The organism is Nocardioides sp. NPDC054178, from assembly GCF_055585005.1.
In genome coordinates this window covers 415,938-431,249 of sequence record NZ_JBVJKY010000004.1, presented here as the reverse complement: position 1 = coordinate 431,249, position 15,312 = coordinate 415,938, and the positions used below count along the sequence as shown (strand labels likewise).

19 protein-coding genes are annotated in these 15,312 nt (G+C 70.9%); 13 read left to right on the top strand and 6 right to left on the bottom strand.

Annotated features, from left to right (window positions below):
* Positions 1-44: 44 nt before the first annotated feature.
* The 4 genes from ACZ6WN_RS17980 to ACZ6WN_RS17965 are packed head-to-tail and all read left to right on the top strand — an operon-like array spanning position 45 to position 2,984.
* Positions 45-1,463 (top strand): MFS transporter, encoded by a 1,419-nt coding sequence (locus ACZ6WN_RS17980; RefSeq protein ID WP_465866439.1) that lies wholly within the window; start codon positions 45-47, stop codon positions 1,461-1,463.
* Complete coding sequence (locus ACZ6WN_RS17975; protein ID WP_465866438.1) at positions 1,460-1,909, top strand: hypothetical protein; 450 nt, start codon at positions 1,460-1,462, stop codon at positions 1,907-1,909. The genes ACZ6WN_RS17980 and ACZ6WN_RS17975 overlap by 4 nt, the downstream gene beginning before the upstream one ends.
* Positions 1,906-2,373, top strand: coding sequence for a GNAT family N-acetyltransferase (locus ACZ6WN_RS17970; protein WP_465866436.1), 468 nt, complete (start codon positions 1,906-1,908; stop codon positions 2,371-2,373). Before ACZ6WN_RS17975 ends, ACZ6WN_RS17970 begins: the two co-directional genes overlap by 4 nt.
* A 29-nt stretch (positions 2,374-2,402) precedes the next feature.
* Entirely contained in the window at positions 2,403-2,984 is a 582-nt protein-coding gene (locus ACZ6WN_RS17965; protein ID WP_465866434.1) for a TetR/AcrR family transcriptional regulator, read from the top strand.
* Between the two features lie 5 nt (positions 2,985-2,989).
* Here ACZ6WN_RS17965 and ACZ6WN_RS17960 read toward each other — a convergent pair whose 3' ends face one another.
* Complete coding sequence (locus ACZ6WN_RS17960; RefSeq protein WP_465866433.1) at positions 2,990-4,252, bottom strand: oxygenase MpaB family protein; 1,263 nt, start codon at positions 4,250-4,252, stop codon at positions 2,990-2,992.
* 61 nt (positions 4,253-4,313) lie between these two features.
* Between ACZ6WN_RS17960 and ACZ6WN_RS17955 the strand changes: the two genes are divergently transcribed.
* Positions 4,314-4,937 carry a TetR/AcrR family transcriptional regulator gene (locus tag ACZ6WN_RS17955; protein WP_465866431.1) on the top strand — a complete coding sequence of 208 codons (624 nt, stop codon included), beginning with the start codon at positions 4,314-4,316 and terminating at the stop codon, positions 4,935-4,937.
* A gap of 3 nt (positions 4,938-4,940) precedes the next feature.
* On the opposite strand, the gene ACZ6WN_RS17950 is transcribed toward ACZ6WN_RS17955, so the two are convergent.
* The 4 genes from ACZ6WN_RS17950 to ACZ6WN_RS17935 form a co-directional block, all read right to left on the bottom strand.
* Complete coding sequence (locus tag ACZ6WN_RS17950) at positions 4,941-6,599, bottom strand: tannase/feruloyl esterase family alpha/beta hydrolase (RefSeq protein ID WP_465866430.1); 1,659 nt, start codon at positions 6,597-6,599, stop codon at positions 4,941-4,943.
* Between the two features lie 163 nt (positions 6,600-6,762).
* Positions 6,763-7,131: a VOC family protein gene (locus ACZ6WN_RS17945; RefSeq protein WP_465866428.1), complete on the bottom strand. Its 369-nt coding sequence runs from the start codon at positions 7,129-7,131 to the stop codon at positions 6,763-6,765.
* Positions 7,132-7,166: 35 nt separating this feature from the next.
* Complete coding sequence (locus tag ACZ6WN_RS17940; RefSeq protein ID WP_465866426.1) at positions 7,167-7,925, bottom strand: ArsR/SmtB family transcription factor; 759 nt, start codon at positions 7,923-7,925, stop codon at positions 7,167-7,169.
* Positions 7,926-7,994: 69 nt separating this feature from the next.
* Positions 7,995-8,486, bottom strand: coding sequence for a MarR family winged helix-turn-helix transcriptional regulator (locus tag ACZ6WN_RS17935; RefSeq protein WP_465866425.1), 492 nt, complete (start codon positions 8,484-8,486; stop codon positions 7,995-7,997).
* A 108-nt stretch (positions 8,487-8,594) separates the two neighbouring features.
* Here ACZ6WN_RS17935 and ACZ6WN_RS17930 point away from each other — a divergent pair, with 108 nt between their 5' ends.
* Genes ACZ6WN_RS17930 through ACZ6WN_RS17915 form a run of 4 tightly spaced genes read left to right on the top strand, consistent with a single transcriptional unit; the run spans position 8,595 to position 10,796 of the window.
* Positions 8,595-9,170 (top strand): NADPH-dependent F420 reductase, encoded by a 576-nt coding sequence (locus ACZ6WN_RS17930; RefSeq protein WP_465866423.1) that lies wholly within the window; start codon positions 8,595-8,597, stop codon positions 9,168-9,170.
* 23 nt (positions 9,171-9,193) lie between these two features.
* A complete protein-coding gene (locus tag ACZ6WN_RS17925; protein WP_465866421.1) occupies positions 9,194-9,703 on the top strand; it encodes a VOC family protein in 510 nt (169 codons plus the stop codon).
* Positions 9,700-10,326, top strand: coding sequence for an alpha/beta hydrolase (locus ACZ6WN_RS17920; RefSeq protein WP_465866420.1), 627 nt, complete (start codon positions 9,700-9,702; stop codon positions 10,324-10,326). The genes ACZ6WN_RS17925 and ACZ6WN_RS17920 overlap by 4 nt, the downstream gene beginning before the upstream one ends.
* A 32-nt stretch (positions 10,327-10,358) precedes the next feature.
* Positions 10,359-10,796: a DoxX family protein gene (locus ACZ6WN_RS17915; protein WP_465866419.1), complete on the top strand. Its 438-nt coding sequence runs from the start codon at positions 10,359-10,361 to the stop codon at positions 10,794-10,796.
* 3 nt (positions 10,797-10,799) lie between these two features.
* Here the strand turns inward: ACZ6WN_RS17915 and ACZ6WN_RS17910 are convergent, their stop codons facing one another.
* On the bottom strand, positions 10,800-12,482 hold the full coding sequence (locus ACZ6WN_RS17910) for an ABC-F family ATP-binding cassette domain-containing protein (RefSeq protein WP_465866417.1): 1,683 nt from the start codon (positions 12,480-12,482) through the stop codon (positions 10,800-10,802).
* Positions 12,483-12,722: 240 nt separating this feature from the next.
* On the opposite strand from ACZ6WN_RS17910, the gene ACZ6WN_RS17905 reads away from it, so the two are divergent.
* The 4 genes from ACZ6WN_RS17905 to ACZ6WN_RS17890 all read left to right on the top strand — a co-directional run bounded on the left by ACZ6WN_RS17905 (position 12,723) and on the right by ACZ6WN_RS17890 (position 15,273).
* Positions 12,723-12,971, top strand: a complete 249-nt coding sequence (locus ACZ6WN_RS17905; RefSeq protein ID WP_292650330.1) for a DUF433 domain-containing protein — start codon at positions 12,723-12,725, stop codon at positions 12,969-12,971.
* Positions 12,968-13,360 carry a DUF5615 family PIN-like protein gene (locus ACZ6WN_RS17900; RefSeq protein WP_465866416.1) on the top strand — a complete coding sequence of 131 codons (393 nt, stop codon included), beginning with the start codon at positions 12,968-12,970 and terminating at the stop codon, positions 13,358-13,360. The genes ACZ6WN_RS17905 and ACZ6WN_RS17900 overlap by 4 nt, the downstream gene beginning before the upstream one ends.
* Before the next feature lie 101 nt (positions 13,361-13,461).
* Positions 13,462-13,977: a GNAT family N-acetyltransferase gene (locus ACZ6WN_RS17895; protein ID WP_465866414.1), complete on the top strand. Its 516-nt coding sequence runs from the start codon at positions 13,462-13,464 to the stop codon at positions 13,975-13,977.
* A 78-nt stretch (positions 13,978-14,055) separates the two neighbouring features.
* Positions 14,056-15,273, top strand: a complete 1,218-nt coding sequence (locus tag ACZ6WN_RS17890; RefSeq protein WP_465866413.1) for a PucR family transcriptional regulator — start codon at positions 14,056-14,058, stop codon at positions 15,271-15,273.
* Positions 15,274-15,312: the final 39 nt, after the last annotated feature.

Genomic DNA, 15,312 nt, shown 5'->3' with positions numbered 1-15,312 from the left:
TCTCGTACACCAGTGTTCGACTTGTACGCCTCAGGAGATGCCCCATGACCCCAGACACCAACGCCGACGACGTCGTCGACCAGTCCGCCGACCCGCGCCGATGGCGGCTGCTCGGGTTGCTGGGGCTGGCGCAGTTCATGCTGATCCTGGACGTCACCGTGGTGGCGATCGCGCTACCGCACATGGGCGCCGACCTCGGCCTGGGGCGCGATGCGCTGACCTGGGTGGTGAGTGCGTACACGCTGGCCTTCGGCGGCCTGATGCTGCTCGGTGGCCGGTCCGCCGATCTGTTCGGCCCGAAGCCGGTGGTGCTGGCGGGGCTGACCGTGTTCACCCTGGCGTCGCTGGCGACCGGCCTCGCCACCAGCGCGGAGCTGGCCATCGGCGGCCGGGTCGCGCAGGGCGTCGGGGCGGCGATGCTCTCCCCCGCTGCCCTCTCGATCGTGGTGAGGCTCTTCGACGGCGAGGAGCGCAACCGCGCGCTCGGGATCTGGTCGGCGCTCGGGGCCGGCGGGGCGGCGATCGGCGTGCTCCTCGGCGGCGCGCTGACCGCCGGACCGGGCTGGGAGTGGGTCTTCCTGATCAACGTGCCCGTCGGCATCGTCGTGGCGATCCTGCTGGCGCGGCTGCTCCCGCCGCTGCCCGCCTGGGGAGGCGGCGTCCGTCTCGACCTCGTCGGCGCACTGATCGTCACCGCCTCCACCGGGCTGCTGATCCTGGGCTTCATCGAGGCCGGCGACGAGGGCTGGACGTCGGGCCGCACCCTGGTCCTCATCGGCGCCGGGATCATCGGCTACGCCGTCCTGGGCGGCTGGCTGCGACGTACGTCGCACCCGCTGATCGATCCGGGCCTGGTCACGCGGCGACCGGTCCTGTCCGGCACCTTCGTGCTGTTCGTCGCGACCGGGCTGATGGTCGCGGTCTTCTTCCTCGGGACGTTCTACCTGCAGGGCGCCGCCGGGCACGGTCCGCTCGCGACCGGGCTGCTGTTCCTGCCCGTCGCGGCCGCGACCATGGTCGGCGCGCAGCTGGCCGGCAGGCTGATCGGCCGCCTCGGCGCGCGCACCCTCGGGATCGCCGGGCTGCTGATCGCCGCCGCCGGGCTGGTCGTACCCGCGATCAGCATGAGCACGCTGTCCACCGTGATCGCGGTCAGCGTCGGCTCCGCCGGCCTCGGCGTCCTCTTCGTGGTCGCGGCCGCGACCGCCCTGAGCCAGGTCGAACCCCACCTGGCCGGCGTCGCCTCCGGCATCCTGAGCACCTTCCACGAGCTCGGCGCCTCGCTCGGCGCCGCGGTGATGTCCGGCGTCGCCGCGGCCAGCCTCGTGGACGGCACCACCGACGGCTTCGAGCGGGCGTACCTGGTCGCAGCCGTGATCGCAGCGCTCGCCGCCGTCCTCGCCGGGGCCCTGATCCCGGGCCGACCGGCATCCACCGAGGCCGCCGAGGAGACCGTGTCATGACGACCACCCACCGCCCGAGATCGCGTGCGCGCTCGTTCGCGCTCCACTACCTCCAGATGGTCGTCGCGATGCTCGTCGGGATGATGGTGATCTACCCGCTCTGGATGCTCTCCACCGCCGGCCTGGCCGAGGACGCGTGGGTGCATCGCGCCGACGTCGACTCGCTGGTCATGGCCACCACGATGGTGATCCCGATGGCCGCCTGGATGCGCTTTCGCGGACACGGCTGGAGGCCGGTCGTGGAGATGTCGACCGCGATGTACGCCGGCTTCGTGGTCCTCTTCCCGTTCCTCTGGCTCGACATCATCGACGCCGACGGCCTGATGCTGCTGGGCCACGTGCTCATGCTGCTCCTCATGCTCGCCGCGATGCTCGCGCGCCCCGGCGAGTACTCCGGGAGCCACGCCCACCATGCGCACGCCGCGTCCGACCGGGAGCCGGCATGACCGCGCCCACGCCGGAGGTCGGCGTCCGCCGAGCCACCCCGGAGGACGCCGAGACCGTCCGCACGCTCATCGGCGAGATCGCCGCGCACCAGGCCCAGTCCGACGCGGTCACCGTGACCGCCGAGCAGTGGGCCGGCTACCTCCAGCGCCCCGACATCATCGTGCTGCTCGCCGAGATCGGCCGGGAGCCGGTCGGCTACGTCTCGGCCGTACGCCGCCTGCACCTGTGGTCGGGCAGCGACATCATCGCTCTCGACGACCTCTACGTCCGCCCGGGCCGTCGCGACGCCGGTGTCGGACGGCTGCTGATGACCGCGCTGGCCGAGCGCGCCGGGGGCCTCACGATCACCTGGGGCGTACAACCCGACAACGACGCCGCGATCCGGTTCTACCGGCGCCTCGGCGCCACTGTCCGCGCCAAGGTGATGTGCGCGTGGAACGGGGAGGCTCGACCGATATCCTGATGCTCACCATCTCGTGGGAGGTTCCGGCCGTGACGACCCTCAAGCGCGCCGACGCACGCAAGAACATCGAGTCGATCATGGACGCGGCGACCGCCTGTCTCGCCCGCGACCCCGACGTCAGCGTCGCCGACATCGCCAAGGCGGCAGGCGTCGGGCGGGTCACGCTCTACGGCCACTTCGAGTCCCGGGCCACGCTGGTGACCCAGGTCGTCGAGCGCGCGATCCGGCAGTCCGACGAGGCGCTCGGCGCGGTCGACCTCGACGGCGACCCGCGAGCCGCCCTCAGCAGGCTCCTCGAGGCGTCCTGGCGACTGACCCAGCAGTACGGCGCGCTGATCGTCGCCGCCGAGCAGAGCATGCCCCACGAGCAGTTCCAGGCGGTTCACCTGGGGCTGATCGACCGCTGGAAGCCGCTCATGGAGCGCGGTCGCCGCGACGGCAGCTTCCGCGACGACCAGCCGCTGCAGTGGCAGCTGACCCTGCTCCAGAGCGTCCTGCACGCGGCCTCGGGCGCCGTCTACCGCGGCGAGATCGAGGCCTCGGACGCGGCCGGCCTGATCGACGGCACCGTGCAGGCCGCCCTCACTCCTCCCGGCGCCGCCCGCGGCTGACCCGCTCACGCCGGGAGATCGCCGACCGCCGCTCGCTCGGTGCCGAAGTAGCTGGCCAGCAGCGCGTCGGCATTGCGGTCACCTCGCCTCTCCAGGCGGGCGCGGCCCTTCGCGCTGCGACCGAAGACCCGATACCTGACCAGGTTCAGCGGCACCACGTAGGCGTGCGCCCACGGCGGCCTCGTCGGCAGGCCGAGCTCGCGCATCGACCTCGTCCCGAGGAAGACGGTCAGCATCGAGAGCAGCCGCTCCGTCTCGTACCACCCACGCACCCGCCGCAACGGTCCCGGCCAGCCCGGGTAGTGGCGCTCGCGCTGGATCGCGACCGCCGCCTGCGCCAGCTGCGGTCCGGCCTCGGAGATCTCCGCCTGGGAGAGCAGCACGTGGTAGTTGATCCGGTGCCGCTCCCACTCGTCGTCGACGAGGAAGTCCTCCTCGACGCCCATGAGCCAGCCGACGTACTTCCACAGATGCATCAGCGCCCGGGCGTCCCGCCGGGAGACCGGCACGCCGAGCGCGCGGCACCCGATGATGAGCACGCCGTCGAACAGGCCCAGCGTGGCCGCCTGGTCGGCCTGGTTGATCGGCAGCCCCCACCTGTCGGTCTCCCACCGCTTCTCGAACCCGGCGTTGACCAGCGCGTGCATGGCCCGGACGTGGACGGTGAGCCGCCAGGCCTCCCCCGACGGCGAGCCCGGCTCCGGCGGCCGGAGCGCCCCGGGCCGACGCAGGCTCACCGCCCAGTGCTGGGTCTCGGCCAGGCGCCGCCGGGTGGTGCTGCCGGTCAGGCCGCCGGTGGCCACGAGCAGGTCCGGCGGGCCACCGAACCGGTAGCCGCTGATGAGCGAGAGCTGCAGGAGCACGTCGGCCGCGTTCTGGCCCAGGCGCGCGAACACGCGACCGCCCTCGTCCACGAGGTCCCAGTCGACCCAGTCCGGGGTCGCCTCGACCTTCGCGAAGAACTCGGCGAGCGCCGCAGGCGGCGACTCGACCGCCGCGACACCGTCCTCCAGGGCCGTACGCAGCTGGGTCATCGTGACCTTGCCGGTGTTCCCGGCTCGCATCCGGATCGCCTCCGCGAGCCGCGCGCCGGCCTCGTCCCGCTCGCCGAACGCCCGCCCGATCCGTTCCATCAGCTCCTCGTCGACCTCCTCGATGCGCCCCAGGAGGCGTAACGGCCGGCCCAGACGGCGGCTGCGCGCCTCACCTTCGCGAAATCGTGTGGGGAATCCGTGGGGTTGGGTGCCCTGCTGCGCGAGTGTGGTCATACCTCCAGCGTGATGCGAGCAGAAGCTCGCTTTCAACTCGCGTTCCGCCTACCGTGGGACCGTGCGCAAGACACCTACCCAGGCCCGCTCCAAGGCGACGGTCGAGCGCATCCTGGCGGCCGGGCGCCGGGTGCTGGTCGAGGACGGCTACGAGACGTTCTCGACCAACCGCGTGGCGGCCGCCGCCGGGATCAGCCCCGGCTCGCTCTACCAGTACTTCTCCGACAAGGCCTCGATCCTCGACATCGTGATCGACCGCTACTGGGAGGATGTCTCCGAGCGCACCGCCTCGGCCTTGGCGCTCCAGGCGAGCAGCACCGGGACGCCGGCGATCCGGTCGGTCGCCGACGCGCTCCTCGCCGGGCTGGAGCAGGATCCGACTCTCCTGCGCGTCCTGATCGAGGAGCTCCCCGCCTCCCGCAACCGGGACCGCCACGCAGCACTGGTCACCCGCGTACGCGACCTCACCGCCGCCTACCTGCAGGCCGGGGCGGTCGTGAGGACCCGCCCCGACCCGCAGCTGACCGCGTGGGTGCTGGTGGTGGCGATGGAGAACATCGCGCTGCGCTGGGTGCTCGACCGGCCGCCCTACCCGCGCGAGGCCGTGCTGGAGGAGATGGTCGCGCTCACCGCGGGCTACCTGGGCAACACCGATCGAGCGGGCGAGACGCGAACCAGCGGTTGACCGTCAGTCGTTCCGCTCCCGGACCCGCATGCGCTGCCGCTCGCGTGCCACGTCCTGGGCGAAATCGCCCCAATCGTCCTCGCACCGGAAGCTGCTCGCCTCCGTGGTGGGCCCGGCTCCCCGGTAACCCGCGATCTGGGGATAGGCGCACAACGGCCGCGTCATCACGACCCGGTTCTCGGGGCGGTCGTTCTCGTACTTGGTCGCGACCATCTGCTTCGGCGCGATCCCCTGCTCGACCCAGGCCCGCACCGCGGACAGAGCGTCGAACGAGTTGGGTCCCACGCCTCCGGTGACATGCCCACCGCCGGGGATCATGAAGAGGCGGTAGAACTCCTGAACGTCTCGCAGAGCCGAGCGCGGGGTGGTGCCGTCCTGCTCGAGGAGGACTCGCGTGTAGTACTCGATCGGGAGGCTGCCCGACTGGAACGGGTCGGCCCATCCCTGGGTCATGATCAGCTTGCCGCCGCCTTCGGCGAACTTCGAGAGATCGGTACGCGTGGGGTCGATCTTGGGGCTCAGCTTCTCCTCCACCAGCTTCACGTCCTCATCCCAGTCGAAGGTGCGCCAGTCCCAGGCGGGATCGTCGAACACGGCCCGGCCGAGCAGCGCCTGCGGATAGGAGATGAGCGACTGCTGCTCCGCTGCGAAGTTCCACGCCGCCTCGCTGCCGTAGGCGAATCCCGGGTAGAGGTGCTCACCGGTCCCCTGGTTGGTGGCCGCGGTGTAGACGTGCTCCACCGTCCTGACCTGCTCCGCCGTCAGGCACCCCACGCTCGTGCCGGGGCGGCATTCCAGCAGCTTGACGTTGTAGTGACAGTCCCGCGGATCATTGAGGAACGGGTCGCCCGCGACCCCGTCCCGGCCACCACACGCAGCCAGCACGGCGTCGTTGAGGAGCGTGCGGTCATCGCTGTCGAGCGCACCGCTCGGGCTCTCCGCGAGGCGCTGCGCCGTCCACAGCACGGCCATCATCACATGGCTGTAGTCCATGCCCGGGCTGTGCGAGACGATGCCGTCGTAGTCGCCGGGGAAGAACTCCGCCTCGTCCATCGCCTGTCGGCCACCCGTCGAGCCACCTTCGAAGTAGGAGAACTTCGGCGCCGTCCCGTGGTAGGCGGTCAGGATCTGCTTGGCACGCACCGTCATCAGGTGGATCGAGGTCCGCCCCCACATCTCGAGCTGGGTCGGATCGCTGATCCAGGCGTTGGTCGAGTCGGAGTTGGAGTGGCCCGTGTCGGTGGACGCCGTCGCGTAGCCGGCCGAGAGGGCCGGGGCCATCGCGCTGTAGCTGATGTTCCCGGCGAAGCCACCGTTGCCGACTCCCAGGAACCTCTCGTTCCAGGTGGTCGCCGGAATCCAGACCTCGAACGTCAGGCTCGGTGCGACGCTCGCGGTCACCCGGCAGAACTCGGGCAGGTTGCGATGGACCCGGCCCGTCGCGTCCACGTAGTCGCCGGCGGGGACGAGATCGCCGGCGATGATCTCGGTGTCCGGCACGGAGAGCTCGGTGAGATTCTCGCAGCGGGCGCCGGCGGCGGTGCCGACATCCGCAGCGCTGGGAGGTGCTCCGAAAAGCGGGATACTCAGTGCAAGGAGGGACGCGATCCCGACGAGCACGCGCAGCGTGCCCCCGGAGCCCCTCAGCCGTCGAACAGTCACGGTTCCACCCTTCGATCTGAGAACAGGTCGCCTCAGAATAGGAACCCCCTCACCGCTGCCCTACGAGAGAAATTCCGTATCCGACTAAGGGTCTCCGCAGCGGATTCAGGTCTGGGTAGATGTCGCCGTGAAGGTCATTCGAGCGGGGCGCTCGTGACGCCTCCTACGTTGTCTGCTCGAGGATCACGAAGCGGTTCCCGTCGGGGTCGTCGAAGGTGAACATCGGCGGTACGCCCGGCCAGAGCAGCAGCTCACCGACGCTCACGCCGCGGGAGCTGAGCGCGTCGCGCTCGGCGGCCGCGTCGGGGACGTTGAACCGGATCCCGGTCTCGGTGACCTCTCCTGCCGGGCGGTCGCCGGCGACGAGGGCGAGGGAGACGTCGGCACCGGCGGGCGCGACCTCGATCCAGCGGGTCGGACCGTCGACGTCGAGTCGTACGACGAAGCCCAGGGTGTCTCGGTAGAAGGCGAGGGCCTCGTCCTGGTCGGCGATGGTGATGCCGACGGTGCGGATATCGGTGATGGTGCTCATCGGGGTTCCTCTCGGTCGATGACGTCGATGGGGCGTCAGCTGGGGCCGTACATCTGCGATCCCGGGGTGGTCAGGGTCTCCCCCGTCTCCAGCCACGTCTTGAGGCCGGACAGGATCATGGGCCAGCCGCCGTAGAGCTCCGGGGGCGCGTCGCCGCGCAGCTGGTCGTGGGTGACGGTGAGGCGGCAGGAGTCGCCGACCGGCTCGATCTCCCAGGTCACGCGCGTGGTGCCCTGCTCCTCGGCGGCTTCGGACCAGAGCGTGCGCATCGACTGCACGAGTCGTGTCGGCGGCTCCACGACGATGTTCTCGCCCTCCGCGAGCGGCCCGTCGGCGCCCGGGTGCACCATGGTGAAGCCGGACCCCGGGGTCCAGTCGGAGTGGACGCCGGCACCGAAGTGGTACTTCGCACGGATCTGCGGATCGGTGATCGCCTCCCACAGTCGCTCCGGGGTGGTGCGGACATAGATCTCGAAGACTTTCTCCATCGTGCGCTCCAGGTCTCGTTTCAGCTCGGCGAGGCCGCTCGCCCAGGTCTCGGTGTACTTCGTCACCCAGCGGTCGTGGATCTCGCGGATCGGCACCACGTTGAGGAAGTGGTGCTTCTCGCGTCCCCTGCGCGTGACGACCACCAGGCCGGCGTCCTCCAGGATCGCCAGGTGCTTGGCGACCGCCGGGCGCGTCATCGAATGGCGGCTCACCAGCGAGGACAGCGTCTGCCCGTCCTCCTGCAGCAGTGCGTCGAGCAGCGCCCGTCGAGTCGGGTCACCAAGAGCTCGAAACACCTGTTCCACAGGGCCACGATAGGAAACCATTTGGTTTCATGTCAAGGGATGAGAAGGAGACCTCGCGGGCAACTGCGCCTAGGAGGCCTCCGGCCGATACAGGGCGGTCATCTTGCCCGCCGGGTCCAGGCGGGCGAGCAGGGCGTCGCCGACGTCGGTCAGCTGGCGGATCTGCTCGGCGCTCAGCCCGTCGAGCACGTTGCCGCGTACGTTCGCGACATGGCCGGGCGCGGCCGCGACGACGGCGTCCCAGCCGGCCGCGGTGAGCCGGGCGTTCGTCGCGCGGGCATCCTCCGGGCACGGGAACCTCTCCACGAGGCCTCGCTCCTCGAGCCGCCGCACCACATGGGACAGCCGCGCCAGCGTCGAGTTGGTGCTGTGCGCCAGCGCGGTCATCCGCAGCGTCCGGTCCTCCGCCTCGGACAGCATCGCCAGGACGAAGTACTCGAAGTGGCTCAGGCCGGCGTCACGGCGCAGCTGGGAGTCGAGCACCCCAGGCAGCAGCTCCACGATCGCGATCAGGCGCAGCCACGCGGCCATCTCCTCGTCATCCAGCCAGGCATCGTCCACGCCTTCATGGTAGCCCGCCAGCTTGTCACTACAACCAAAAACTTGACGCTACAACCTTTTCGTGAGACTTTAGTTGTAGCAACAACCTTTCAATCCGAGGAGTACGACATGACAGACATCTCGATCATCGGCACCGGCACCATGGGCCAGGCCATCGCGGCGGTCGCCGGCCGCGGCGGACACTCCGTCCAGCTGCTCGGCAAGGCCGACGCCGCCACCCCCGCGACCGGTGACGTCGTGGTGCTCGCCGTCCCCTACCCCGCCCTCGGCGAGATCCTCTCCCAGCGCGGCGCCGACCTGGCCGGCAAGATCGTCGTCGACATCACCAACCCGGTGAATTTCGAGACCTTCGACTCCCTCACCGTTCCCGCCGACAGTTCGGCCACCGCGGAGATCGCCGCGGCGCTCCCCGCCTCCCGCGTGCTGAAGGCGTTCAACACCACCTTCGCCGCGACCCTGGCCTCCGGAGCGGTCGGTGACCTGACGACGGCCGTCCAGATCGCCGGCGACGACGCCGAGGCCAAGGCGACGCTGGCCGAGGTCGTCACCTCCGCCGGTCTGCGGGCCGTCGACGCGGGCGCACTCAAGCGGGCGCGCGAGCTGGAGGCACTCGGCTTCCTGCAGATCTCCCTGGCCGCGGCCGAGCAGGTCTCCTGGACCGGCGGCTTCGGCGTCGTCGCCTGAGCGACCCCACGAAGGAGTCCACGATGACCGTCAACCCGGTACGTCTCAACCACGCCGTCCTGTTCGTCGCCGATCTCGAGCGCAGCATCGCCTTCTACGAGGCTGCCTTCGGGATGACGGTCATGGCTCGCGAGCCTCGCGCCGACGCGGCGTTCCTGCGGCTGCGCCGGTCAGGCAACCACCACGACCTCGGGCTGTTCGGGGTCGGCGCCCAGCCGTCGCGACCCCGCGGCTCGATCGGTCTCTACCACCTCGCCTGGCAGGTCGACACGATCGACGAGCTCGAGCAGGCACGGATGACCCTGGCCGAGCTGGGCGCCTTCACCGGAGAGTCCAGCCACGGCGCCACCAAGAGCGTCTACGGCGCCGACCCCGACGGCAACGAGTTCGAGGTGATGTGGATGCTGCCGCGAGCCGAGTGGGGCGACTTCGAGAACGCCGCACCCGTCGACCGGCTCGACCTGGCCAAGGACGTCGCTCGCTGGAGCGGAGTCCGTACGGCCGCCGAGCTCAACCCGACGGAGGACCGATGAGCACCCCGGTGCACACCGCGAGCCACGGCAGCACCGATCCCGAGGCTCCCCTGGTCGTCCTGCTGCACGGGCGCGGCTCGCACGAGCACGAGATCATCCAGCTGGCAGAGCACCTTCCCGAGGGTCCGGCCTATGTAGCCGTGCGAGCCCCGATCGCCGAGGGCGGCGGGTACGCCTGGTTCGCCAACCGCGGCATCGGCCGCCCCGTCGCCGCCTCCCTGGCCGAGACCATGAGCTGGTTCCGGGAGTGGCTCGACGGCATCGCCCCGAAGGGCCGTCCGGTCATCCTCGTCGGGTTCAGCGGCGGCGCCGCCTTCGCCGGCGGACTGGCCCTCCAGGAGCCCGGACGCTTCGCCGGCGTCGCCGTCCTCTACGGCACGCTCCCCTTCGACGCCGGCGTGCCGGTCGAGGCCGACCGCCTGGCCGGCCTGCCGGTCCTGGTCGCCCACGGCGAGGCCGACCAGGTCATCCCGCGCGAGCTGCTGGACCGCACCTGGAGCTACCTGCTCGAGGAGTCGGGCGCGCCGACCGTGGCTCACCGCGACCCCGGCGGTCACGGCATCACGCCGGCCGCGGTCCGCGAGCTCGCCTCGTGGGTCGCCGCCCGCGTCACTCACATCTGAACACCCCCCCGCACACGAGAGAAGGAACATCCATGAAGCTCGGCCGATCGCTCCCTGCTCCCGCCACCGACCTGGGCCTGCTCGCCGCCCGGCTCCTCGTCGGCACCGTCCTCATCGCCCACGGCTGGCAGAAGTTCGCCAGCTACACCCTCGACGGGACCGCGCAGTCCTTCGAGGCGATGGGCGTACCGGCGGCCCAGGCCGCCGCGACCTTCGCCGCCCTCGTCGAGCTCGCCGGCGGCGCGCTGCTCCTGCTGGGTCTGCTCACCCCGGTGGCCGCAGCCCTGGTCGTCATCGACATGATCGGGGCGTTCTGGTTCGCCCACCGCGGCGCCGGAGTCTTCGTCGACCAGGGCGGCTGGGAGCTGGTCGTGGTCGTCTCGGCCGTCGCCCTCGCCCTCGCCGTGGCCGGCCCCGGCCGCGCCAGCATCGACCACGCCATCGGCGGGAGGGCCCGGGCCGCCGCCTGAGGGTCACTCGCCGACCACCTCCGCCGTGCCTCCGCGTACACGCACTCGTCGCGACGCGGAGGCACGGCGGATCCAGTGACGGTCGTGCGTGACCGTGACGACGGCGCCGGGATGGGCGTCGAGGGCGTCCTCGAGCTGGTCGACGAGCTCGGGGTCGAGATGGTTGGTCGGCTCGTCCAGCAGCAGTACGTCACCGGGATCTGCCAACGCGACGGCGAGGTCGAGGCGGCGACGCTGCCCGACCGAGAGCGCCCGCACCGGACGACCCAGCTCCTCCTCGCGCAGGAGCCCGAACCGGCGCAGCCGCTCGGCGGCGTCGTCGCGGTCGATCCCGACGGCGCGTGCGAACACCCCGACCACCGACCCTGCCGGTGGCGCCGCGACATCCTGCCGCAGCCACGAGACCCGCAGTCCGGGCGCACGCTCGACGGCACCCGTATCCGGGACGAGCTCGCCGACCAGCAGCCTCAGCAGCGTCGTCTTGCCCGCGCCGTTGGGTCCGGTGACCAGCCAGCGATCCCCGGCACCGAGCGTCCACTCGGCCATCCGCAGCCGAGCGGCCGCCTCGCGGCGTACGTCATGAAGGGCGAGGTACGGCTCTGGGACCGGCGCCCTCTTGGACCCGAGACCGGAGGCGAACCGGAGCGGCTCCGGCGGCGGTGCGACGGGCTCGGCCCGCAACGCGGCGACGCGCTGCTTCGCCATCCGGATCCTCCCCGTCGCCCCGTGGTCGCGGCTGCGCGCCCGGAAGGCGCCGTGACCGAAGCCGTCGAGCTCGAGCTTGCGCGGGATCGCCTCGAGCCGGAACGCGTTCGTCGCGACGAGCGCCTCGTTGCGGGCGAGCTCGGTCTTCCACGCCTCGTGCCGCTCGGCCTGGCGTCGCCGCTCGGTCGCGCGCGCCACCAGGAAGCCGGCATAGCCGTTGCCGTAGCGGGACAGCCCCGCGTCGCGTACCTGCACGATGGCAGAGGCGAACCGCTCCAGGAACGCGCGGTCGTGCGTGACCACCACCATCGCGCCACGATGCGCGGCGAGCCGCTCCTCCAGCCACGCCAGCGCCGAGCCGTCGAGGTCGTTCGTCGGCTCGTCGAGCAGCAACAGCTCGGCGTTGGACGAGAGCGCGACGGCGAGGGCGAGACGTGCTCGCTCACCTCCGGAGAGACTCGCGACCGCACGCTCCCGGTCGAGGCCGCCGAGGCCGAGCTGGTCGAGTGCGGCCTCGACGCGGCGGTCGACGCCGTAGCCGTCGCGCGCCTCGTAGGCGTCGACGAGGTCGCCGAGCTCCTCGAGCAGCACAGCCTGCTCGGCCTCGTAGGCGACGGCGAGGCGCTCCGAGCAACGCCGTATGCGCGACTCGAGCGCACGCAGGTCCGCGAGCAGGAGGTCGACGGCATCCCGCACGCTCGCACCGGCGGGGAACCGCGGCTCCTGGGCGGCGTACGCGATACCGCCGGGGACGACGACACGGGTCTCCCCCGCGACCGGCGCGACGGCACCGGCGAGCACGTCGAGCAGCGTCGACTTTCCCGCGCCGTTGTCACCGATGACGGCGAGGCGGTCGGTCGGGCCGACGGCGAGGTCGACACGGTCGAGGACGATCCGCTCGGCGAAGCGGACCGTGGCCGAGCGCAGCTCACAGGTGTGGTGGCTGCGTACGGAGGAACTGAGGGAAGCAGACGGGAACATGAGGACTCCTCTGCGGCGGGCAGGCCGCCACGGCGAGACGCATCCGCAGGATGCGAGATCGGAAACGGACCTCGAGCGCGCCGATCAGACGACGCGATCGCTCAGGACCGCTGCGGAGCAACCTCGACGCAGCGTCCCGATCGTTTACTTCAGAGTTCCCATCGCCAGTAACGATAGCGGGCCGCGCGTGCCGCGCGCGACCCAATTATTCGAGACGCGCACAGGCGTAGACTTCAGCGCATGACGCAGACAGTTCCGGGATTCGACCGGTTGACCGTTGAGCCCGACAAGCTCGGTGGGCAGCCCTGCATCCGCGGCTACCGGTTCGGTGTCGACCAGCTCCTCGAGCTCTTCGCGGCCGGAATGACCTTCGAGGAGATTCGCGAGGACTTCCCGTTCCTCGAGCCGGAAGACGCCCAGCAGGTCTTCGCGTACGCCGCCGCACTCGCGCAGCGTGACTTCTATCTTCCGCTGCAGGAATCTGCGTGAGACTGCTCCTGGATCAGAACCTCCCGTACTCCGTCACCAAGGCACTCGCTGCCGATTGCGATGTCGTCCACACCGAGGACGTCACACTTCAGGTGGCTACCGACCCCGAGGTCTTCTCCTTCTGCATCGCGACCGCGCGAGTGCTGGTCACAGCCGACAAGAAGCTCACGAAGTTCCTCGCGTCATCGAGGGCAACCGCCCCCAGCGTGGTGATCCTGCGCGGATTCCTGCCCCACAAGGACACGCTGGCCGCCACGTTGGTCCGGCATCTTCCCCAGATCGAGGAAGTGATCGCGTCTGTCGGCGATGCCGTGTTCTCCATCGCCCCAGATCGGCCGGTCCGGGTTCAGCGACTGCCTCTCGGGCTCACCGCATCCGCAAAGGAGTAGGCCCTCAACGCCGACGTCGACAGCGAGCGGGGACCTCGTCCTTTCTGCGACGCGCCCGAATGCGTTCGACAGGCGTACGAAGCCCTGCCAACGTTCCGTCCATGCACCTCAGAGACGGTTCGGTCAGTGACCTCCCCGACGCCATGAGGCTCCTGGACGCGGCCGTCGCCTGGCTCGCCTCGCAGGGCCGCACCGGGCAGTGGGGCGCGGAGCCGTTCTCGGCCATCGAGGCTCGGGTCGTGCAGATCCGGCAGATGCTCTCCGAGCGCACCGCCCGCATCGCCGAGGAGGACGGCGAGGTCGTCGGGCTCTGCGTCCTGGCCGACGAACCGCTGCCGTACGTCGACCCTGCACCGGTCCGGGAGCTCTACCTGCAGCTGCTCGTGACCGATCGGGAGCAGCACGGGTCGGGCATCGGCGGCACCCTGGTCGACGATGCCGTCGAGATCGCAAGGCGGCGTGGCGTGAAGCAGCTGCGGCTCGACTGCTACGCGGGGGACGACGAGGCGCTCATCGGTGTCTACGAGCGGTTCGGGTTCACGCTCGAGGGACGGTTCACGGTCGACACCGGACAGACCGAGCCCTGGCCCGGCGCGGTCCTCCGGATGGAGATCTGACCCTCGTCACCGGACCACCCCTCGCGATCGGCGTTTGTAGACTGCGCGAAGCCGGCGTGTCGAGAGGGGGTGGATGCGATGACCGAGATCAGTGCCTGGTTGGCGGCGTTCGCCGACGACCAGCGCCGACCCGAGGAGGTGACCCGCTGGGCCACCTCGACCGCCGACGCGATCCTGGCCGACGGCGAGGTCGAGCTGGCTGACCTGAGGCCGCTCTTCCTGGAGGCCGTCGAGCAGCACTGGTACGCCTTCCTCGACCGCATCACGGTGCCGGAGGCCCAGTTCGAGCTGGTCCCGTCCGCACACGCCATGGCGCTCGAGGCTGCCCGCCGCCACCTCGGTCTCCCCCTGCTGCTCAAGATCTACCAGCGCGCCCAGGAGGAGAGCTGGGACTTCGCGGTGCGAGTGGTTCGGCAGGCGCCCAGCGACCTCGACCACGAGGCCCTGCTCGTCTGGTTCTGGACGAAGGCCACGGCCTGGTTCGGCTCCTCGGTCGAGCAGTCGGTGCTGATCCACCAGGCCGAGACGAACCGCATCCGGCAGCGTGGCGACGCGCGCCGTTTCGAGGTGGTCTCGGAGGCGCTGGAGACCCGCAGCGTCTCCCCCGCCGAGCTGTCCGCCGCGCTGGCCGGCCATCCGGTCAACATCCCGAGCCACGTGGCCCTGGTCGCGCACGCGCTCACCGCCGACTCCATCGAGCAGCTGGAGCCGGCCCTCACCGCGGTGACCCGCCGCGCGGGCCACGCCCGGTCGGTGCTGGTCCGCCCCGGCGGCAGGGACATGTGGGCCTGGCTGGCGGCGGGCGAGCTCCCGGACAGCGTGACCGACACCGGCATCGACCCGAGCGCCGTCCGCGTAACGACGGGCGTCGGGGGAAGCGGTCTCGACGGCTTCGTCGCAGCGCACCTGGACGCGCAGGCGGCTCAGCGGGTCGCGCTGGCACCGGGGCGCCGGGAACCGGTGACGGCCTACGAGGACGTGGCCGCCCTGGTCCTCGTCTCGCACGACCCCGCCGCCGCCGAGCGGTTCACCCGGACGACGCTGCGCGGGCTGGCCGACGCGTCCCAGAGCCGGCTCCGCGAGACCGTACGCGAGGTGCTCACCTCGGCCGAGACCGCGGACAGGCTCGCCGAACGGCTCGGCGTCCACAAGAACACCATCCGCTACCGCGTGGCCCAGGCCGAGCGGCTCCTCGGGCGCCCGTTGCGCGAACGGGCCGGCGATCTGCTGCTGGCGCTCGACTATCACGACGCCTTCCTCGTCACCTCGACTGTGACAATGCACAGTAATTCGTGATCGATTCGGCCTGATCAGCCAAAGACTCCTGCGGCCATT